At 69.6% G+C, this 19,342-nt stretch carries 17 protein-coding genes; 12 read left to right on the forward strand and 5 right to left on the reverse strand.

Annotated elements, in window-relative coordinates; translation table 11 throughout:
* Positions 1-47 precede the first annotated feature (47 nt).
* Complete coding sequence (gene uvrB / locus ACIBTM_RS44660; RefSeq protein ID WP_395883183.1) at positions 48-2,204, reverse strand: excinuclease ABC subunit UvrB; 2,157 nt, start codon at positions 2,202-2,204, stop codon at positions 48-50.
* 51 nt (positions 2,205-2,255) lie between these two features.
* Positions 2,256-3,542 carry a DUF5685 family protein gene (locus tag ACIBTM_RS44665; RefSeq protein ID WP_395883184.1) on the reverse strand — a complete coding sequence of 429 codons (1,287 nt, stop codon included), beginning with the start codon at positions 3,540-3,542 and terminating at the stop codon, positions 2,256-2,258.
* 143 nt (positions 3,543-3,685) lie between these two features.
* On the opposite strand from ACIBTM_RS44665, the gene ACIBTM_RS44670 reads away from it, so the two are divergent.
* From ACIBTM_RS44670 to ACIBTM_RS44690, 5 genes are all read left to right on the forward strand, one after another.
* On the forward strand, positions 3,686-4,201 hold the full coding sequence (locus ACIBTM_RS44670) for a DUF402 domain-containing protein (RefSeq protein ID WP_395883185.1): 516 nt from the start codon (positions 3,686-3,688) through the stop codon (positions 4,199-4,201).
* 138 nt (positions 4,202-4,339) lie between these two features.
* Positions 4,340-5,872 carry an ArnT family glycosyltransferase gene (locus ACIBTM_RS44675; protein ID WP_395883186.1) on the forward strand — a complete coding sequence of 511 codons (1,533 nt, stop codon included), beginning with the start codon at positions 4,340-4,342 and terminating at the stop codon, positions 5,870-5,872.
* An 89-nt stretch (positions 5,873-5,961) separates the two neighbouring features.
* On the forward strand, positions 5,962-7,482 hold the full coding sequence (locus tag ACIBTM_RS44680; RefSeq protein ID WP_395883187.1) for an ArnT family glycosyltransferase: 1,521 nt from the start codon (positions 5,962-5,964) through the stop codon (positions 7,480-7,482).
* Positions 7,479-8,738: a sensor histidine kinase gene (locus tag ACIBTM_RS44685; protein WP_395883188.1), complete on the forward strand. Its 1,260-nt coding sequence runs from the start codon at positions 7,479-7,481 to the stop codon at positions 8,736-8,738. The genes ACIBTM_RS44680 and ACIBTM_RS44685 overlap by 4 nt, the downstream gene beginning before the upstream one ends.
* On the forward strand, positions 8,735-9,361 hold the full coding sequence (locus ACIBTM_RS44690) for a response regulator (protein ID WP_395883189.1): 627 nt from the start codon (positions 8,735-8,737) through the stop codon (positions 9,359-9,361). Before ACIBTM_RS44685 ends, ACIBTM_RS44690 begins: the two co-directional genes overlap by 4 nt.
* Before the next feature lie 3 nt (positions 9,362-9,364).
* Here the strand turns inward: ACIBTM_RS44690 and coaE are convergent, their stop codons facing one another.
* On the reverse strand, positions 9,365-10,549 hold the full coding sequence (gene coaE, locus ACIBTM_RS44695) for a dephospho-CoA kinase (RefSeq protein ID WP_395883190.1): 1,185 nt from the start codon (positions 10,547-10,549) through the stop codon (positions 9,365-9,367).
* Positions 10,550-10,746: 197 nt separating this feature from the next.
* On the opposite strand from coaE, the gene ACIBTM_RS44700 reads away from it, so the two are divergent.
* Entirely contained in the window at positions 10,747-10,971 is a 225-nt protein-coding gene (locus tag ACIBTM_RS44700) for a hypothetical protein (RefSeq protein WP_037345494.1), read from the forward strand.
* 153 nt (positions 10,972-11,124) lie between these two features.
* Here the strand turns inward: ACIBTM_RS44700 and rpsA are convergent, their stop codons facing one another.
* Positions 11,125-12,624: a 30S ribosomal protein S1 gene (gene rpsA / locus ACIBTM_RS44705; protein ID WP_395883191.1), complete on the reverse strand. Its 1,500-nt coding sequence runs from the start codon at positions 12,622-12,624 to the stop codon at positions 11,125-11,127.
* A gap of 302 nt (positions 12,625-12,926) precedes the next feature.
* Here rpsA and ACIBTM_RS44710 point away from each other — a divergent pair, with 302 nt between their 5' ends.
* The 6 genes from ACIBTM_RS44710 (at position 12,927) to ACIBTM_RS44735 (ending at position 18,918) form a co-directional block, all read left to right on the forward strand.
* A complete protein-coding gene (locus ACIBTM_RS44710) occupies positions 12,927-13,778 on the forward strand; it encodes a class I SAM-dependent methyltransferase (protein WP_395883192.1) in 852 nt (283 codons plus the stop codon).
* A complete protein-coding gene (locus tag ACIBTM_RS44715; protein ID WP_395883193.1) occupies positions 13,775-14,677 on the forward strand; it encodes a GNAT family N-acetyltransferase in 903 nt (300 codons plus the stop codon). The genes ACIBTM_RS44710 and ACIBTM_RS44715 overlap by 4 nt, the downstream gene beginning before the upstream one ends.
* A gap of 32 nt (positions 14,678-14,709) precedes the next feature.
* Positions 14,710-15,639, forward strand: coding sequence for a GNAT family N-acetyltransferase (locus ACIBTM_RS44720; RefSeq protein ID WP_395883226.1), 930 nt, complete (start codon positions 14,710-14,712; stop codon positions 15,637-15,639).
* Between the two features lie 137 nt (positions 15,640-15,776).
* Positions 15,777-16,451, forward strand: a complete 675-nt coding sequence (locus tag ACIBTM_RS44725; RefSeq protein ID WP_395883194.1) for an ABC transporter ATP-binding protein — start codon at positions 15,777-15,779, stop codon at positions 16,449-16,451.
* On the forward strand, positions 16,448-18,343 hold the full coding sequence (locus ACIBTM_RS44730; protein WP_395883195.1) for a YhgE/Pip family protein: 1,896 nt from the start codon (positions 16,448-16,450) through the stop codon (positions 18,341-18,343). The genes ACIBTM_RS44725 and ACIBTM_RS44730 overlap by 4 nt, the downstream gene beginning before the upstream one ends.
* Positions 18,340-18,918, forward strand: a complete 579-nt coding sequence (locus tag ACIBTM_RS44735) for a TetR/AcrR family transcriptional regulator (RefSeq protein ID WP_037345486.1) — start codon at positions 18,340-18,342, stop codon at positions 18,916-18,918. The genes ACIBTM_RS44730 and ACIBTM_RS44735 overlap by 4 nt, the downstream gene beginning before the upstream one ends.
* Positions 18,919-19,014: 96 nt before the next feature.
* Here ACIBTM_RS44735 and ACIBTM_RS44740 read toward each other — a convergent pair whose 3' ends face one another.
* A complete protein-coding gene (locus ACIBTM_RS44740; RefSeq protein ID WP_395883196.1) occupies positions 19,015-19,338 on the reverse strand; it encodes a CU044_2847 family protein in 324 nt (107 codons plus the stop codon).
* Between the last annotated feature and the right edge of the window lie 4 nt (positions 19,339-19,342).

Genomic DNA, 19,342 nt, shown 5'->3' on the forward strand with positions numbered 1-19,342 from the left:
GCGGTACTTGCACGCGCAAGGATCGCATCCAGAGGACGAAACGCGGCTTACTTGATACCGGCCGCGTCCATTCCCCGGAGCTCCTTCTTGAGATCCGAGACCTCGTCCCGCAGCCGGGCCGCCAGTTCGAACTGCAGGTCGCGCGCCGCCTGCATCATCTGATCGGTCATCTGCTGGATGAGGTCGGCCAGTTCGGCGCGCGGCATCCCGGCGACGTCCTTGTCCGCGAGCATGCCGGAGCTGCGTACGCGGTCGCCCTGCTCGGGCTTCTTGCCACGCGAGGAGTTCCGGCCCGAACCGCCGACGGCGACCGACTCCGTGTCCTCGGCCTCGCTGTAGACGCGGTCCAGGATGTCGGCGATCTTCTTCCGCAGCGGCTGCGGGTCGACACCCCGCTCCTCGTTGTAGGCGACCTGCTTGGCGCGGCGGCGATCGGTCTCGTCGATGGCGTGCTGCATCGAGTCCGTGATCTTGTCCGCGTACATGTGCACCTCGCCCGACACGTTTCGCGCCGCACGGCCGATCGTCTGGATCAGCGACGTGCCACTGCGGAGGAAGCCCTCCTTGTCCGCGTCGAGGATCGCGACCAGCGACACCTCGGGCAGGTCGAGACCCTCACGGAGCAGGTTGATGCCGACCAGTACGTCGAAATCGCCCGCGCGCAGCTGCCGCAGCAGCTCGACCCGGCGCAGCGTGTCCACCTCGGAGTGCAGGTACCGCACCCGGATGCCCAGCTCCAGCAGGTAGTCGGTGAGGTCCTCGGCCATCTTCTTGGTGAGCGTGGTGACCAGGACACGCTCGTCCTTCTCCGCCCGCTCGCGGATCTCGTGCACCAGGTCGTCGATCTGGCCCTCGGTGGGCTTCACGACGACCTTCGGGTCGACCAGGCCGGTGGGCCGGATGACCTGCTCGACGAACTCGCCGCCCGCCTGCCCCATCTCGTACGGCCCCGGCGTCGCCGACAGGTACACCGTCTGCCCGATCCGGTCGCTGAACTCCTCCCAGGTCAGCGGCCGGTTGTCGACCGCGCTGGGCAGCCGGAACCCGAAGTCGACCAGGTTCCGCTTCCGCGACATGTCGCCTTCGAACATGCCGCCGATCTGCGGGACCGTCTGATGCGACTCGTCGATGACCAGCAGGAAGTCGTCCGGGAAGTAGTCGATGAGCGTGGCGGGCGCGGACCCGGCGGCACGGCCGTCGATATGCCGCGAGTAGTTCTCGATACCGGAGCAGAACCCGACCTGGCGCATCATCTCGATGTCGTACGCGGTGCGCATCCGCAGCCGCTGCGCCTCAAGCAGTTTGCCTTGCTTCTCCAGCTCGGCCAGCCGCTCCTCCAGCTCGGCCTCGATGCCGCGGATGGCCTTCTCCATCCGCTCCGGGCCCGCGACGTAGTGCGTGGCCGGGAAGATGCGGACCTCGTCGACCTCTTTCACGATGTCGCCGGTGAGCGGGTGCAGGTAGTAGAGCTTCTCGATCTCGTCGCCGAAGAACTCGACGCGGATCGCCAGCTCCTCGTACGCCGGGATGATCTCGACCGTGTCGCCGCGGGCGCGGAAGGTGCCGCGCGCGAAGGCGATGTCGTTGCGGGTGTACTGCACGTCCACCAGCGCGCGGAGGAAGACGTCGCGGTCGAGCTGCTCGCCGACCTTCAGCTTCGTCGACCGGTCGAGGTACGACTGCGGTGTGCCGAGGCCGTAGATGCACGAGACACTCGCGACCACGATGACGTCGCGCCGGGACAGCAGGTTCATCGTCGCCGAGTGCCGCAGCCGCTCGACGTCGTCGTTGATCGACGAGTCCTTCTCGATGTAGGTGTCCGTCTGCGCGATGTACGCCTCGGGCTGGTAGTAGTCGTAGTAACTGACGAAGTATTCGACCGCGTTGTGCGGGAACAGCTCCCTCAGCTCGTTCGCCAGCTGCGCGGCGAGCGTCTTGTTCGGCGCCATCACCAGCGTCGGGCGCTGGACGCGCTCGATCAGCCAAGCCGTCGTCGCCGACTTGCCGGTACCCGTGGCACCGAGCAGCACGACGTCCTTCTCGCCCGCGTTGACCCGGCGTTCGAGCTCGTCGATGGCCGCCGGCTGGTCACCGGCGGGCTTGTACTCGCTGACCACCTCGAACCGGCCGCCGGTCCGGGGGATGTCCGTGACGGGGCGGAAGTCCGACTGGGCGAGCACGGGGTGTTCGGATGCGAAAGCCACGGGAACCAGAGTAGGCGTTGGGTCCGACAGTTTCCGTTTCGCCTGGTCGGATCAGCAGGAGCAGTCACAACAGTTGCAGCAGCAGTCACAACCGTCACAGTTGTTGCACCAGGCCTCGTGCGGCTTCCCGCTCCACGCCCCGGGAAAGGGGTCCCGGCAGCAGATCTGACACGAGCAGCACATGTAGGTCGCCACCGCGCAGCCGAGGAAGAATCCCCTCGGCTTCGGCGGGACCCGGAACTTCGGCGTCCAGCAGGCTCCGCCCTGACCGTCGACCGGGCCGCCGCTTCTGTGCTTACCCTTCTTCGGCGGCTCTTGGGGCGGGCCCCCGCCGCCAGGGGCGCCCGGCGGCGGAGGCGGAGGCTGATAGCCGCCCTGCGGATACTGCTGGGGCGGGTAGGGCTGGTGGGGATGCTGCTGCGGCTGGGGCCCCGGCCCGATCCAGCCCGGCGGCGGCTGCTGGGGGCCGTGCCCGTGACCGCTGAGGTGGTGCCCGAAGGAACGTCGCACCGCCTGCCGCAGTTCGTGCACCAGCAGCGCGTGAACCAGCTTCGGCTGGTCGAACTTCACTTCGCGAAGGGCGAGTTCGACACCGAGCACGGCGTCGTCGCACAGCCGTCGCGCCTCGGCGAGGCCGGTGCCGGTGGCCGTCAACGGGTTCCACGCGCCGGCGGCCTCGTCCTCGGTGAGGTCTTCGACGGCGTCGAGGAGGTGTGCGGCCCTGCCGAACAGGCGCCCGGCCTCGGCCAGCGGCGCGGCGTTCTCCGGGCGGCCCGCGATGACCGCGGTGTGCGCGAACGCGGCCGCCGTCGCCAGTTCGGCCGGTTCGGTGGCGAGCACGGCGGAATCACCCAGGTGAAGGGCGCGTTCGATCTCGCCCTGCCGGTCGACGGCTTCGGTCAAGACCGCCGTGTCGAAGCCGATCCGGGTGCCCGTGCGGCTCCCCTGGTCCGCCCAACGCGTCGCGACGCGCCTCGCGGCGAGAGCGACGGAACGCCTCGCGAAAGCGCCGTCCCGGTCCTCGACGTGGTCGCTGATCTTGGCCGACGCCAGCACCAGGGAGACCGCCGCCGCGAGCTGGGCGCCACCGCCCTTCGCGACCGACGTTCCCTTCATCGCCCGAAGCGGGCAGGGGCCGGCGTCGCGCCGCCCCTCCGCACGCGGCGACTGGGCTTCGACGAGCGCCGAGATGATCAGGCCGTCGTAGTTCGTCACCATTCGGGCGAGTTGTCCGTGTTCGTCCCGCAGTGCCAGGCAAAGACCGCAGAGATGGGCGAGCCAGTCCGCGTGCAGACCCGCGGAGAGCCGGTGGCGGCACGGCCTGATGATTCCGAACATACGTCGACTCCCCACTCACCCCTATGGCGGAACCAGCGCACCTTATCCGGCCAGGCGGCTCCACTCCCGCGGAACCGCGAAACCGTGATCGTCCACCCGGTTGGGCGGTGTTCGCGGGCGTCGGCGCCTTCCAAGATGGGCGCATGACCGCGCTGCATCCGCCGAAGGTCGAGTACTTCGATCCGGCCGCGAAGACCAACACCGACCCCAAGGGCGTCGTGAGGGACGTCGACGAATACCGCGAAGAGCCCTTCGGCCTCTACATGGCGCGGCCGACGCCGGGGCGGACGCAGTTCCACTACCTCGAGTCCTGGCTGCTGCCCGATCTCGGCCTGCGGATCACCGACTTCTGGTTCAACCCAGGCCACGAACGCGATCAGGACTTCTACCTCGACGTCGTCGACATCCGCCGCGAGGACGGCGTCTGGGTGGCCACCGATCTCTATCTCGATCTCGTCCTGCGGGACAAGAAGTCCGTCCAGGTGATCGACACCGACGAACTCCTCGCCGCGGTCACCGCCGGGCTGCTCTCCCCCGCCGACGGCGAACGCGCGCTCGGTGTCAGTCACACGACCGTGGACGGGCTGGCCACCCACGGCCACGACCTGCGCGGCTGGCTGTCCACAAAGGACATCACGCTCGGCTGGCGACGGCACTGAGCCACCGGTATCCATCGATCGGTTGATCCTGGCTCATCCCTTGGGCGAGCGGATCCCGACCGGCCGATGGATACCCGGAGGGTCGCCCCTGCGGGACTCTCGATCACGGAGTAACCGATCGAGAGGGGGCGGATACCCGTGGTCATCGAGACCGAGGGACTCCGGGAACGATCCGATGGACGCGAACGCGCGGAAACCGCGCCGTTCGCGAGAGCACCGGTGCTGGCGATCGCCGGTGCGATGGGAGCGGTTCTCGCGGCGACGGCAGGTCGCTACGGCTACTTCGGCGACGAGTTGTACTTCCTGGCGGCCGGTCGGCATCTGGACTGGGGGTATGCCGACCAGCCGCCACTGTTGCCGCTTCTGGCCCGGCTGATGGACGGGTTCGGCGCCGATTCGCCGTTCGTCCTGCGGATCCCGGCGATGCTGGCGATGGTCGCGGGCGTCGTGCTGACGGCGCTCATCGCCAGGGAACTGGGCGGTGGCCGCAAAGCGCAGACGATCGCGGCGGCGACCTTCGCGGTGTCCCTCCAGATACTGGGCAGCGGGCACTACCTGGCGACCAGCACGATCGACCCGTTCCTGTGGACACTGCTGGTCTGGCTGCTCGTCAGGTGGGTGCGGACCCGTGCGGACGGGCTGCTGGTCTGGAGCGGCGTGGTCACCGGATTCGCGCTGAACACGAAGTTCCTCATCGGCGGCTTCTGGCTCGTCGCGCTGATCGCCGCGGCGGTGTTCGGGCCCCGCGACCTCGTCCGCCGTCCGGCGCTGTGGTTCGGCGCGCTGATCGCCGCCGCGATGATCGCGCCCACGCTCGTCTGGCAGGCGGCGAACGGATGGCCGCAACTGACCATGGGCGCGGCGATCTCCCAAGAGGTCTCGGCGGGCTGGGGCGGACGGGCCTCGTTCGTCCCGACACTGGTGATCAGCGCCGGAGTGCCGGTGGGGATGATCCTGGTCGGCTATGGCCTGTGGCGGCTGCTGCGATCCGAACGCCTGCGGCCGTACCGCTTCCTCGGCTGGACCGCGCTCGGCGTCCTCGCCCTGTTCCTGCTCGCGAACGGGCGCTACTACTACGCGGCGGGGATGTTCGCCCCGCTGTTCGCGGCCGCGGCGGTGGAGATCGAAGCGGGCCAGGCGTCGAAGTACTGGCGGTGGATCGCCACTTGGCCGGTGTACGTAGTGGCCGCGGCGGTCGCGATCCCGCTATCGCTCCCGGTCCTCCCGCGGGCGGAGCTGGCGAGTGGCCCGGAGTGGGCCCGGCCGGCCTTCAGCGCCGAGGAGATCGGCTGGCGGGAGATCACGGAGTCGGTGGCGCTGGCGTACCGGACCGTGCCCGATCCGGCCCGGACCGGGGTCGTCGCGGCGAAGTACTGGCAGGCGAGCGCGATCGACCACTATGGACCGGCGCTCGGGCTTCCGTCGCCGTCGAGTCCCAACCGCGGCTACGCGACTCTGCCGAGGCCGCCGGAATCCGCACGGGACATCCTGTTCGTCGGGAACGACCCGTCGGGGCTTGTGCCGTACTTCACGCAGGTACGCGAGGTCGGCGCGCTCGACAACCGGGCCGGGGTCCCGAACGTGAGTCAGGGCATGAAGATCTGGCTGGCCACCGGCCGGAACGAGAGCTGGGACACGGTGTGGCCGAAACTCACGGATTGGGGCTTCTGAGCCTCGCCGGTCCTCTCACGACCGACGCGCTCCGCCGGTGGCACGTAAGGTGCGAGAGGACCGGCACCCGAGGGATCTGCGAGGAATGGATGGAAGCCGCCCGCGCGGCCGAAACACCGACCGTGTCCAGTGCGGCGTTCGCGCGGCTCCCGGTGGCGCTGCTCGCCGCCGCGGCCGCGGCGGCCCTGCTGGCGACGGCATGGCGCTACGGCTACTTCGGCGACGAACTGTACTTCCTCTCCGCGGGCAAGCGGCTGGCCTGGGGTTACGCCGACCAGCCGCCGGTGCTTCCGTTCCTCGCGCTGGTGATGGACACACTCGCGCCGGGCAACGTCTTCGTGTTCCGTCTGCCCGCCGTTCTCGCGACGGCCGCGGGTGTCGTGTTCACCGGGCTCGTCGCCTACGAGATGGGCGGGGACCGCCGGGCGCAGACCCGCGCCGCCGCCGCGTACGCGATCTGCGGGCAGTTCCTCGGGAGCGGGCATTACCTGGCCACCTCGACGGTCGACCCGGCACTGTGGGCACTCATCGCGTGGCTGCTCGTGCGATGGATGCGGACCCGCGACGACAACCTGTTGCTCTGGCTGGGCGTGGCGACCGCCGTCGCGCTGAACGTCAAACTCCTCATCGCGACGTTCTGGGTCGCCGCCGGCCTCACGATTCTGGTCTTCGGACCCCGGGATCTCTTGCGCAGGCCCAAACTCTGGATCGGCGCGGGAATCGCCGCGCTCTCGCTCGTGCCCACCCTCTGCTGGCAGGCCGCGAACGGCTGGCCACAGCTGGAGATGGGCGACGTCATCGCGCACGAGACCACCGGCGGCTGGAGCGGCCGCGCCGGGTTCCTGCCCGCGCTGCTGACCGGCGCCGGGCTCGGCATCGGCGTCGTCGGTGTCCTTTATGGACTCTGGGTCCTGCTGTTCTCGTCCAGGCTGCGCGAATACCGGTTCCTCGGCTGGACCGCCGTCGGCGTGATCGCGCTGTTCATCCTGTCCAACGGCCGGTACTACTACGCGGCGGGCATGTTCGGCGTCCTCTGGGCGGGTGCGGCCGTCCACTTCGGACAGTTGAAGCCGTCACTGTGGTTCCGCTGGATCCCGACCTGGCCGGTGTTCCTGCTCTCCGCGCTGTACACCCTCCCGTACGCGCTGCCGGTATGGCCCACCGCGTGGCTCGCGGAGGGCCGCGACGTACCGCGCCCGGCGTACGCGCTGGAGGAGATCGGCTGGCCGGACCTCGCCAGGTCGGTCGCGGACGCCTATCACCGCCTCCCGCCGGACCAGCGAGCGCGCACCACACTCGTGACCGCCGGATACTGGCAGGCCGGAGCGCTGGACCGGTACGGCGCCGACTTCGGGCTTCCCGCCGTGTACAGCCCCAGCCGGGGTTTCTGGTACTTCGGCCACCCGCCCGAGACCGCGGACAGCGTGCTGTTCGTCGGCCCCGATCCGGCGAGGCTGCTGCGTTCGTTCACCGACGCGCGGATCGTTTCCCGCGTGGACAACGCGGACGGCGTCCGGAACGTGAGCCGCGGGATGCCGATCTGGCTGGTCACCGGCCATACCGAGGCCTGGGCCACGGCGTGGCCGGGACTGCGAGAATTCCGGGTATGACCAGCTGGATCCGGTGGCAGGACTCGCTGTGGCCGTCACCCGGCGACGGGGATCGGCCGTGGAGCGACCGGATCGAGAACTTCCTGCCGTACGCGTTGCTGGCGCTCGGCACGGTCCTCAGTCTTCTGCTCTCCGGGCGCGATCCGGCGGTCACCCTGGGGCTGGTGGGGATAGCCGCCGTCTGGCTGCTGCTCACCTTCACACTGTTGCCGGGGCGGTGGGCCGAGCATCCGGTCGTGGCCGCGGTTTCCTTCACCGGGCTCGTCGCTGTCGCGGCGGTGCTCGAAGGCTACGACACGATCTTCCTCATCTTCATGATCACCGGATTCTTCGACGCGATGCGGCTCCGGCCCGCCCCGTTGGCGCTGGCCGGGATTTTCGCGGTTTCCGCCCTGATCAACACGATGCCCAACGGCGGCCCGCTGCGCGCGTTCGCCGACCAGCCCGCGCTGTGGACCGTGATCACGCTGGTGCAGACGGCCGCCGTCGGCGGAGGCGGGCTCGCGTCGGCGGCGATGGCGCGGCAGCACGCGGAACGCAAGCGCGTTCTCGACGAACTGGCCGCCGCTCAAGAGGAGAACGCGGTACTGCAACGGCAGCTGCTGAGCCAGGCACGCGAAGCGGGCGTCCTCGACGAGCGTCAGCGGCTGAGCCAGGAAATCCACGACACGCTCGCCCAGGGCTTCACCGGCATCATCACCCAGCTGGAGGCGGCCGACGAGGCGAAGGGCGACCCCGCGGAGTGGCAGCGGCACGTCGGTTCGGCGATGGCGCTGGCCCGGGAGAACCTGACCGCGGCCCGGCGGTCGGTACGCGCGCTCGGCCCACAGCCGCTGGCCACCGCGACCCTGCCTGACGCGCTCGACGAGGTGTCCCGGTTGTGGAGCGGCCGGACCGGCGTCGAAGTCCGGTTCACCACCACCGGGACCGCGCGGGCACTGCATCCCGAGATCGAGGCGACGTTGCTGCGGATCACGCAGGAAGCACTGGCCAACGTCGAGAAGCACGCCGCCGCCACCATCGTCGGGCTCACGCTGTCCTACATGGCCGATCAGGTGACCGTCGACGTCCGGGACGACGGCCGCGGCTTCGAGCCGGGCTCGGTGGGGACGCGTCCGGCGGGTGACGGCGGCTTCGGTGTCCCCGGGATGCGTGCCCGCGTCGCGCGGCTGGCGGGAACACTGCACCTCGAATCGGAGCCTGGCGGCGGGACCGCCGTTTCGGCCAATCTGCCCGCGCTGGAGGCCCGGCCATGACGATCACGCTGCTGATCACCGACGACCATCCCATCGTCCGTGACGGGCTGCGCGGCATCTTCACCGCGGACCAGGGTTTCGAAGTGCTCGGGGAAGCGTCGTCCGGCGACGAAGCCGTCGCGCTGGCGGAGAAGCTCCGCCCCGACGTCGTGCTGATGGATCTCCGGATGCCGGGCTCCGGCGGGGTTGCGGCGATCGCGAAGCTGGCGCGGCTCGGAAATCCCGCGCGGGTTCTCGTGCTGACGACCTACGACACGGACACCGACGTCGTCCCGGCGATCGAGGCGGGTGCGACCGGTTATCTGCTCAAGGACTCGCCCCGCGAAGAACTCTTCCGCGCGGTCCGGGCGACCGCACGCGGCGAGGCGGTGCTCTCCCCCGCCGTCGCCGACCTGATCCTGGGCAGGATGCGCGCGCCCGCCCCGGAACCGCTGAGCCGGCGGGAGCTCGAGATCCTCACCCTGATCTCGCGCGGTTCGTCCAACAAGGAGGCCGCGAAACAGCTGTTCATCAGCGAGGCCACCGTGAAGACGCACCTCGTGCACGCCTACGCCAAGCTCGGGGTGAAGGACCGCGCCGCCGCCGTCGCGACCGCGTTCGAACAGGGACTTCTCGGAGGCTGAGGCCTACGGGGTCCAGCCGGTCGATTCCGCCCAGGCGTCGGCACGCGTGAAGGCGGCGTCGACCCAGACCTGCTTCTCGTCGGTGTATTGCTCGACGGTCCCGTCACCGGCGTGCTTCGCGGCCATGGCGTTCTTGACCGCGGCATAGGCGTCGCGTTCGTCGGGGTTCCGTCGCAGCCATTCCGGGAACAGCAGCGCGAGCCGCCAGGCCGGGGTCTCCTGCGAGCGGACGTGCAGGTTGACCGGACGCCGGGGGTCGCCACCGAAGTGGAACCGCTTGGGCCAGGTGCCCTCTTCGCCGTGCGCATCGTCGAACCACTCCCCTTCCGCCCGCGGGAACCCCGCGTCGGAGAGCGCGTCCGCCAGTTCGTCGGCCTTGTCCAAAGTGGACACCGTCAGCTGGAGGTCCAGGATGTCCTTGGCAGGCAGCCCCGGCACGGACGTCGAACCGATGTGATCGATCCGCACGGCGTTGTCGCCCGCCACCACGCGGATCCGCGCGAGCGCCCGCTCGGCCTGCACTGGCCACGTCTCGTCGTACGGCGCGATCTTCGGCGACATCGGCGCACGCGGCTTGCGGAGCCGCACGTTCGCCTCGAACGGGGTCAGCCGGTCCGCCCACAGCGCGTCGACCTCGGCGAGCACGATGTCGGGCGCTCCGCTGTTGTCGAACCACACGTCGGCCACCGCCCGGCGCTGATCGGTCGTGGCCTGCGCCTTGATCCTGGCGCGCGCGTCCGGTTCGGCCATGCCCCGTGCCTCGACCAGGCGGCGGACCCGGACCTCCTCCGGCGCGTCGACCATGACGACGAGGTGGTACATCGGCGCCAGCCCGCCTTCGACCAGCAGCGGGATGTCGTGGACGATGATCGCGTCCGGCGCGGCGGCCGCCATCAGCTCGGCCGTCCTGGCGCCGACCCTCGGGTGGACGATCGAGTTCAGCCGCTTGCGCGAGTCCTCGTCGGCGAACGCCTTCGCGGCGAGCGCGGCCCGGTCGAGCGCACCGTCGGACGCCAGGATGTCCTCCCCGAAAGCCTCGACGAGTTCGGCGAGCCCCGGCGTCCCCGGCTCGACGACCTCCCTGGCGATCTTGTCGGAGTCGATGAGGACGGCGCCGTGCTCGGAAAGCCGGTTCGCCACCGTCGATTTTCCGGCGCCGATCCCGCCGGTCAGGCCCACACGCAGCATGTCGATCAGCCTAGTGGCGCGACCTGGGGCGACCGCGCAGGGTCACGAGAGGTACACATCCGGCACAGACGGATGCAAAAGGCAAGTTCATAGTGACGCGTTACACGACCTTTATGGGTGACACGCCGGGCGGTTACGCCGTATCGGAGGCGTGATTGCGTACCGTGCGCGGCGAAGGTAGCCCACACGGAGGAAAGATGGCAGACGGCAAGCACGTCGGAAGGCACCGGCTCGGAACGCCGGGCCTGGTGCACTGTGTCCTCCATCGTCCCGTGGCCGAGGCTCTCGCCGAATATCGGCGCACGTGGCTGAGCGCGCTCCTGGTTCCGGCCAAGCACAGCTTCGCCGGACTCCGTCGCAAGGCCCGTGCCGCGGCGCTCGAACGCATCTGGGTGCCGGCCGTCCGGCCCGCCACTTCCTGACGCTCTTCCCTCTCCTACCGCATTCAGTCCTCTGGATGCGGTAGTCGCGCGTGCAAGGACCGCATCGAGAGGACTGAATGCGGGCAAAAGAAAGCGGCCCCGATCCGTGTGGACCGGGGCCGCTGTCTGTCAGCTACTGGCTGAGCGCCTGGATCACGCGCCGCCCGACAGCTTCTCGCGGAGAGCCGCGAGCTGCTCGTCGCTGGCGAGCGTGCCACCGCTCTTGGCCTCGGCCGGAGCGGAGGTGTAGCTCTGCTCGCCCGAGTCGCCGGAGGTGACACCGGTCGCGGCGTCGGCCGCAGCTTCCGCGTCGGCCTCGGCGGCCTTCTGGACCTGCTTCATGTGAGCCTCGTAGCGGGTGTGAGCCTCGGCGTACTGACGCTCCCACTCCTCACGCTGCTTGTCGAAGCCTTCCTGCCACTCCTGGGTGTCCGGGTCGAAGCCTTCGGGGTAGATGTAGTTGCCCTCGGCGTCGTACTCGGCGGCCATGCCGTACTGAGTGGGGTCGAACTCGGTCTCCGGCGTGACGCCCTCGTTCGCCTGCTTCAGCGACAGCGAGATGCGGCGACGCTCGAGGTCGATGTCGATGACCTTGACCATCACGTCGCCGTTGACCTGGACGACCTGCTCCGGGATCTCCACGTGGCGCTCGGCCAGCTCGGAGATGTGCACCAGGCCCTCGATGCCCTCCTCGACGCGCACGAACGCACCGAACGGGACGAGCTTGGTGACCTTGCCCGGCACGATCTGGCCGATCGCGTGGGTGCGGGCGAACTGACGCCACGGGTCTTCCTGGGTCGCCTTCAGCGACAGCGAGACGCGCTCGCGGTCCATGTCGACGTCCAGAACCTCGACCGTGACCTCCTGGCCGACCTCGACGACCTCGGACGGGTGGTCGATGTGCTTCCAGGACAGCTCGGAGACGTGCACCAGGCCGTCGACGCCACCCAGGTCCACGAAGGCACCGAAGTTGACGATGGACGACACGACGCCCTTGCGGACCTGGCCCTTGGCGAGCGCGTTGAGGAACTCGCTGCGCACCTCGGACTGGGTCTGCTCCAGGTAGGCGCGGCGGGACAGGACCACGTTGTTGCGGTTCTTGTCCAGCTCGATGATCTTCGCTTCGAGCTCGCGGCCGACGTACGGCTGCAGGTCGCGCACGCGGCGCATCTCGACCAGCGACGCGGGCAGGAAGCCGCGGAGGCCGATGTCCAGGATGAGGCCGCCCTTGACGACCTCGATGACGGTGCCCTTGACGGGCTCGTCCTTCTCCTTGAGCTCCTCGATCGTGCCCCAGGCGCGCTCGTACTGCGCACGCTTCTTGGACAGGATCAGACGGCCTTCCTTGTCCTCCTTCTGGAGAACCAGGGCTTCGACCTCATCGCCGACGGTGACAACCTCAGCCGGGTCGACATCGTGCTTGATGGAGAGCTCGCGCGAGGGGATGACACCCTCGGTCTTGTAGCCGATGTCGAGCAGGACCTCGTCACGGTCGACCTTGACGATGGTTCCTTCGACGATGTCGCCATCGTTGAAGTACTTGATCGTCTTGTCGATCGCAGCGAGGAAGTCTTCCTCCGACCCGATGTCGTTGATAGCGACTTGCTGGGGCCCGGTGGGGGCGGTCGGGGCGGTGGCGGTGTCGGTCGTCATTAGGCGGGTTGCTCCGGTGGATGGGAAGTAGTGGGTTTGCAGTTAGGGCACCATGGGCTTCCGACATGAGGCGACCGCATAAGCAAACGTCCACAGGGAACGACCGCGAGCATCACCGCATCCGGTACGCGACCCCCTGACCCGGACGCTGAGCGAACCGGGGGAAAGAGTAGCGCGAACCCACTGCGCTAACAGATATCCTACGCGGCCCCCTGTACACGGCACAATCAGGGTCGCCCCCACGATCACGGCGGGCGGATAAGCTATGCCGCGAAGCCCTGACCTGGGGAAAGGATATCGGTTTGAGCCAGCAGTCCGTCACCGAGCCCGAACGGCACGCACAGGCCGAGGAGCGGCTCGGCACCGCGGGGGTCGCCTACCGGGCGGTCTCGGCGCCCGAGGCGACCGCCGCGAACCTGGCGTGGTGGGACGCCGACGCCGACGACTATCAGGCGACCCACGGCGGATTCCTCGGCGACGCGGACTTCGTCTGGTGCCCGGAGGGCGTCCGCGAAGCCGATGTCGCGCTTCTGGGTGAAGTCGGCGGCAAGCGGATCCTCGAGGTCGGCTGCGGGCAGGCCGCCTGCTCGCGCTGGCTCGCCACGCAGGGCGCCGACGCGGTGGCGACCGATCTGTCGGCGGGCATGCTGCGGCACGCGCGGGAGGGCAACGAGCGGACCGGCACGCCCGTCCCGCTCGTGCAGGCGACGGCGGAGTCGCTCCCGTTCGCCGACGCGAGCTTCGACGCGGCCTGCTCGGCCTTCGGCGCGGTGCCGTTCGTGGCGTCGGTGGACGTCGTGTTCGCCGAAGTGCGCCGGGTGCTCCGGCCGGGCGCCCGCTGGGTGTTCTCGGTGACCCACCCGATGCGCTGGATCTTCCCCGACGATCCCGGGCCGCAGGGCCTCACGGTCACCCAGCCGTACTTCGACCGCACGCCGTACGTCGAGGTCGACGAACAGGGCGTCGCGACGTACGTCGAGTACCACCGCACCCTCGGCGACTACGTCCGCGCGCTGGCCGACGCCGGTTTCGCGCTCACGGATCTCATCGAACCCGCTTGGCCGGAAGGTCACACCCGTACTTGGGGACAGTGGAGCCCGTTGCGCGGCAAGCTCTTCCCCGGCACCGCGATCTTCTGCACCCAGCGGGGATGACCTCGGCGGCGGAGCGGCAGCGCGCGCGGTTCGCCGCGCTCGACCCGTTGCTTCCGCCGCCGCCCCCGCTCCCGCCGGGCGAATCCCTCGAAGCGGGCGGCGCCGCCGGGACGATCACGCACGTGCGGTTCGCGGCGGGTTCCTGGCAACGGCTCTGGAGCCCCGCGCATCTGCAGATCCTCTCCGCGGTCCTCCCCCTCGACGCCGTCGCGGGCATGAGCGCGCTGCTCTCCGCCTGGCGCGAGCGGATCGCGCTCGCCGACGCCGAACCCGATTCGTCGTGCACGGTCACCTGGCCCAGCCGTGACGTCGCGGTCTCACGTGCCCTGCTCGACCACGGGCTCGCGCCGCAACTGGCGCTGGCCGTCCGCGCGCCCGCGGCGGGGCAAGCGCATTCCGTACCGGGCGTGACCATCCGCGCGTCGACACGGGGCGACCTGGAGGAGATCGTCGGCCTTCGGTTCGAGGAACTTCGCTACACCTCGCTCGTCGGCCACGGTGTCGTACGGCCCGGCGCCAAGGCCCTGCTCGCGGAAGAGGTCCGGCGCGGCCTGCAGTTCGGCGGCCGGGTCTGGATCGCCGAAGAGGAAGGTCTCACGGTCGGGATGGTGACCGGCGGAAAGCGCTCCCCGATCCCCGGCGACGCGCTCGCCGGCCGCTTGCCGCCGGGCGAATGGGGCTACGTCGGAACGCTCGCGGTCACCGCATCCGCACGGGGGCGCGGGATCGGCCGCGCGCTGACCGCCGTCGCGCACGACGAGCTGTTCTCGCCGTCGCTGCGCGGTACCTTCGTCTCGTACAATCCGGCGAATCCGCTGTCCCCGGTGTTCTGGCACCGGCAGGGTTATCGTCCTCTGTGGACGACGTGGGCGGCCGCCCCGGCCGCGGCCCTTCGGTAGCGGTGCCCGGTGCGGTCGACCCTGGGGACGGGATGGAAATCGAGAAGACCTTGTTCGACGCGCACCGCGCCCGGTTCGCGTCGATCGACAGGTTCCTGCCCGAGGCGGCACCGGCCCCGGTCGTCGGCGAACGCGTGGACGCGGCCACCGCGGCGGGCGTCCAGGTCACCGGAGTGGTGCAGCGTCAGCTGCACGGCCCGGACGACGTCCCCCTGTTGTGGTCGGCGGCCGACGTGAGACAACTCTTCCCGTTCATCGGGAACACCGGCACCGAGGGCATGGACGTGCTGCTGCGCGCGTGGCGGACCTGGATGGACGCCGAATCCCCCGGCGAGGACTCGTCCTGTGTGGTCAACTGGCCGAGCCGGGACGCCGAGGCGATCCGCGCCTTCCTCGACCACGGGCTGGTACCGATGTCCGCGCTCGCCGTGCGCACCGGAAGCCATCGGGACACCCCGGTCGGCGAGGGCGTGGCCGTCCGCCGGGCCCGCCGCGACGACTTCGACACCGTGCTCGCGCTGGCCGTGTCGACCCACGACTACATCGGCCAGATCGCCACCCGGCACCGCCCGAACGCCGCCGAACTGCTCGCCCCGGCGCTGGAACGCGCGCTCGACAAGGACGTCCCGCTGCTGTGGCTGGCCGAACGGGACGCCCGCGTCGTGGCGTTCGCGCACGGCGCGTGGATCATCTCGTCGCCGGGGTCGGCCGAGGCCGAACTTCTCCCCCACGGCCGCTGGGGCTACGTCAACAACGTCGTCACCGTGCCCGGCCTGCGCGGGAGCGGACTCGGCCGCACACTGATGTCGGTGGTGCACAAGGAGTTCGCCGCCGACGGCGCGGACGGCACCTACCTCTATTACAACCCGACCAACCCGCTCTCCTCGGTGTTCTGGCACCGGCAGGGTTATCGTCCACTGTGGACGTCCTGGGAGGTCCATCCGGCGTCGGCCCTGCGCTAGTCGTCCGGTTTGCGGAGGTTTCGTCACTCTTGTGTGTGACGTGGGCCCCCCAAGGTTGTGCGCCTCCCAGGTCAGGGCTAACTTTTGAACTGACCAGTCAGTTTAAGTTCCACGAGTCACCGACCTGGGAGTTCTTCGTGCGGGTTCAAGCCGACAGGGTGTCCGTGACCGGACCCCACGGCACGTTGCTGTCGCCTACTTCGCTCACCGTTTCGGGTGGTGAGCTGGCGATCGTGCACGGCGAGCCAGGGGTCGGCGTCACCGCCTTCGGGCTGGCGCTGGCGGGCAGGCTGAAGCCCGCCACCGGGACGGTGACCGTCGAAGGCGGTGACGCGCACAAGGTCGTGGCGATCGTCGACTCCCCCGGCGTGAGCGAGCCGGACGGCGCGTTGTCGCTGCAGGTCGTCGTCGGGGAGGAACTCGAACTGGCGAAACGCCCGGCGAACAAGGCCGCCGTCGCGAGCTGGCTGGCCGAGCACGACGCCGCCGCCTTCGCCACCACCCGCTTCGAAAACATCGAACCGGTGACGCGCACCCGGCTGCTCACCGCGCTCGCCGCGGGCCGCGAAGGTGTCGGCGTCCTCGTGCTCGACACCCCGGACCGGCACACCAGCGACGTCGACAGCTGGGCGCGGCTCGCCCGCGAGCACGCCGGGCGCGGCCTCGCCGTCATCGTGCTGACCGCCACCACCCCGGTTTCGGCCCTGCCGGAGAAGCCCGCCCGCTGCGGCGCCCTCGAGCAGCCCGACCCCGTGCGCTGCGCGCCGGTCGAAACCGCTGAGATCGAAGAGACTTCAGGAGACCAGGAATGAATCCCGTCCGGATCGCCGCCAACGAGCTGCGCCGGCTGAGCAGTGGCACCCTGCCGAAGCTCGCCATGGCCGCGCTCGTCCTGGTGCCGCTGCTCTACGCGTCCTTCTACCTCTACGCGAACTTCGACCCGTACTCGCGCCTGGACAAGCTGCCCGCCGCCGTCTTCACCTCCGACACCGGCGCGAAGGACTCGGCCGGTGTGGAACGCAATGTCGGCCGTGAGGTCACCGACGAACTGGTCAAATCCGGCACGTTCCAGTGGCACGAGGTGTCCCAGGACGAGGCCGCGAAGGGCGTCCGCGACGACAAGTACTCGTTCGCGATCGGCATCCCGCGCGACTTCTCCACGGCACTGCTGTCCTCGGGCAACTTCCAGCCCCAGCAGGCGACGATCACGCTGACCACCAACGACGCGAACAACTATCTGTCCGGGACCATCGCGAAACAGGTGGCCGAGCAGGTCCGCAAGACGATCGCGGAGAAGGTCGGCAGCGAGGCCGCGGACAAGTTCCTGGTCGGCTTCTCCACGATCTACGGCAAGATCCAGGAGGCTTCGACGGGTGCTTCGCAGCTCGCCGACGGCGCCGGCAAACTCAAGACCGGACAACAGCAGCTGGCCGACGGCGCCAATCAGCTCGCTTCCGGCAGCTCCCAGCTGGCGACCGGGCTCGGCACCCTGAAATCCAGTACCGCCCAGCTCCCCGCGCAGACCCAGAAGCTCGCCGACGGCGCCGGTCAGGTCGCCGACGGGAACCAGAAGGTCGCCGACGCCGCCTCGCTCGCGGCGACGGCTTCCGGGGACATCCAGGCCAAACTCGACGGCTACCGCACCCAGCTCGCGCAGGATCTGCGCGCCGCCGAAGTCCCCGAGGCGAAGGTGCAGGAGATCCTGAGCCGCCTCGACACCCTCCGGTCGCCGGTCGATCAGGCGAACACGAAGATCCAGGGCGCGAACAGCCAGCTGATCCAGCTCGCGTCCGGCGCCCGGCAGGTGTCCGACGGCGCACACCAGCTGGCCTCCGCCACACCGCAGCTCACCAGCGGCATCGCACAGGCGGCCGACGCTTCCGCGCAGATCCGCGACGGCGCCGCGAAGCTGAACGACGGCGAGAAGACCGCGGTCAACGGCACGAACCAGCTCGCCGACGGCGCGGTGCAGCTGCGCGACGGCCTCGCGGCCGGGCTCAAGGAGATCCCGAACCCGGACGACCCCACCCGTGCGGCGACCGCCAACACCATCGCGGACCCGGTGGCGGTCAACTCCTCCGGCGTCGCTTCGGCCGGGACCTACGGCGCGGGCCTCGCCCCGTTCTTCATCTCGCTCGCGACCTGGATCGGCGCGTTCGTGCTGTTCCTGTTGCTGCGCCCGCTCTCGACCCGCGCGCTGACCGCCGGCGCGTCACCGTTCAAGGTCGCCCTCGGCGGCTGGCTGTCCTCGGCACTGCTCGGGATCGCGCAGGTGATCGTGCTGTTCGGCGCGGTCACCTGGCTGGTCGGCATCGACGTCGCGCATCCGCTCGGCGCGATCGGGTTCGCGGTGCTGGTGTCGCTGACCTTCACGTCGGTGGTGCACGCGCTGAACGCGTTCTTCGGCGCCGTCGGGAAGTTCCTCGGCCTGGTACTGCTGGTGCTCCAGCTGGTGAGTGCCGGCGGCACGTTCCCGTGGCAGACGATCCCGGACGCGTTGTACCCGTTGCACATCGCGCTGCCGATGGGGTACGCGATCGACGGATTCCGGCACCTGCTCTACAGTGGCGCCTCGATGGAGATCCTCGGTGACATCGGTGTCCTTCTCGCCTATCTCGTCGGCGGGATCCTGGTCTCGACGCTGGCGGCGCGGAAACGGCGCACCTGGACGGTTTCGGCGCTGAAACCCGAGCTGGCGTTGTGAGTCCCCGGGGTGAGGCGACGAAGCAGAAGCTGTTCGAAGCGACGCTGCGGTTGTCCGCCAGCCGTGGCCTCGTAGGGCTGACGGTGGACGACATCGCGGCCGAGGCGAAGGTCGCGAAGGGCACCGTCTACTACAACTTCGGCAGCAAGGACGGTCTTGTCGACGCACTGCTGCGCTACGGCGTCGGCGTGCTCGCGGACCGGCTGCGCGCGGCGACCGGCGACGGCGACCCGATGGACGTGATCGAGTCGCAAGTGGACGGTGCGCTGGAGTTCATCGCCGAATACCCCGGTTTTTCGCAGATCCTGGTGAGCGAGATGTGGCGCACGCCCGGCACCTGGCACGAAACGCTGACGTTGCTGCGCGAGGAGATCATTTCCATCGTGCGCGAACAACTCCACCGGCTGGACGCCGCCGGGCGGCTGCCCGACGGCGTCCAGATCCAGACGGCCGCGGCGGGGTTGTTCGGCACGATGCTGGTGGTCGCGCTCGACTGGCAGGTGTTCCAGCCGAAACGGACCAGGGCCGACGTGCGGGAATCGGTGATGGTGCTGATCCGGGGCCTCGGGCGTTAGCTGAAGGCTCCCTTCGCCTTGCCAAGTACATGAAGGCCCCCATCCTTGCGCCTAGGTACAGGAAGGGGGCCTTCATGTACCTCAGCGAAACGTCCTTCAGCTGTCTGTCTCCCGGACCCACTTCAGCTTGACCTCGAAGTTCCCCTCCAGCCCCGTTTTCGCGATGACCGCGCCCGCCTGCGCGGTCAGCTTGACGCCGAACTTGAGCTCGACCTCGTCCGGCCCCCTGGCCATCGAGCGGAAGGTGTCCAGTGCCGCCGCGGCCGCGTCCTTGACGTTCGCGAGCGCCGCTTCGAAGGACCCTTTGGTGTCCTCGATCAGGTCGTCCCGCCGGGAGACCCTGGCGGTGCCGGGGACCGGGTCGATCTCGACGACCACCGAACCGCCGCCTTCGAGCGGGAACCGTGCCAGGTCGTTCACCGAT

The organism is Amycolatopsis sp. NPDC049868 (genome assembly GCF_044461365.1).
Lineage (GTDB): Bacteria > Actinomycetota > Actinomycetes > Mycobacteriales > Pseudonocardiaceae > Amycolatopsis.

Excerpts from the sequence above, each read along its gene's own strand:
- ACIBTM_RS44665 (WP_395883184.1), bottom strand. The coding sequence starts at position 3,542 with ATGTTCGGAATCATCAGGCCGTGCCGCCACCGGCTCTCCGCGGGTCTG.
- ACIBTM_RS44670 (WP_395883185.1), top strand. The coding sequence starts at position 3,686 with ATGACCGCGCTGCATCCGCCGAAGGTCGAGTACTTCGATCCGGCCGCG.
- ACIBTM_RS44680 (WP_395883187.1), top strand. The coding sequence starts at position 5,962 with ATGGAAGCCGCCCGCGCGGCCGAAACACCGACCGTGTCCAGTGCGGCG.
- ACIBTM_RS44685 (WP_395883188.1), top strand. The coding sequence starts at position 7,479 with ATGACCAGCTGGATCCGGTGGCAGGACTCGCTGTGGCCGTCACCCGGC.
- ACIBTM_RS44690 (WP_395883189.1), top strand. The coding sequence starts at position 8,735 with ATGACGATCACGCTGCTGATCACCGACGACCATCCCATCGTCCGTGAC.
- coaE (WP_395883190.1), bottom strand. The coding sequence starts at position 10,549 with ATGCTGCGTGTGGGCCTGACCGGCGGGATCGGCGCCGGAAAATCGACG.
- ACIBTM_RS44700 (WP_037345494.1), top strand. The coding sequence starts at position 10,747 with ATGGCAGACGGCAAGCACGTCGGAAGGCACCGGCTCGGAACGCCGGGC.
- rpsA (WP_395883191.1), bottom strand. The coding sequence starts at position 12,624 with ATGACGACCGACACCGCCACCGCCCCGACCGCCCCCACCGGGCCCCAG.
- ACIBTM_RS44715 (WP_395883193.1), top strand. The coding sequence starts at position 13,775 with ATGACCTCGGCGGCGGAGCGGCAGCGCGCGCGGTTCGCCGCGCTCGAC.
- ACIBTM_RS44720 (WP_395883226.1), top strand. The coding sequence starts at position 14,710 with ATGGAAATCGAGAAGACCTTGTTCGACGCGCACCGCGCCCGGTTCGCG.
- ACIBTM_RS44730 (WP_395883195.1), top strand. The coding sequence starts at position 16,448 with ATGAATCCCGTCCGGATCGCCGCCAACGAGCTGCGCCGGCTGAGCAGT.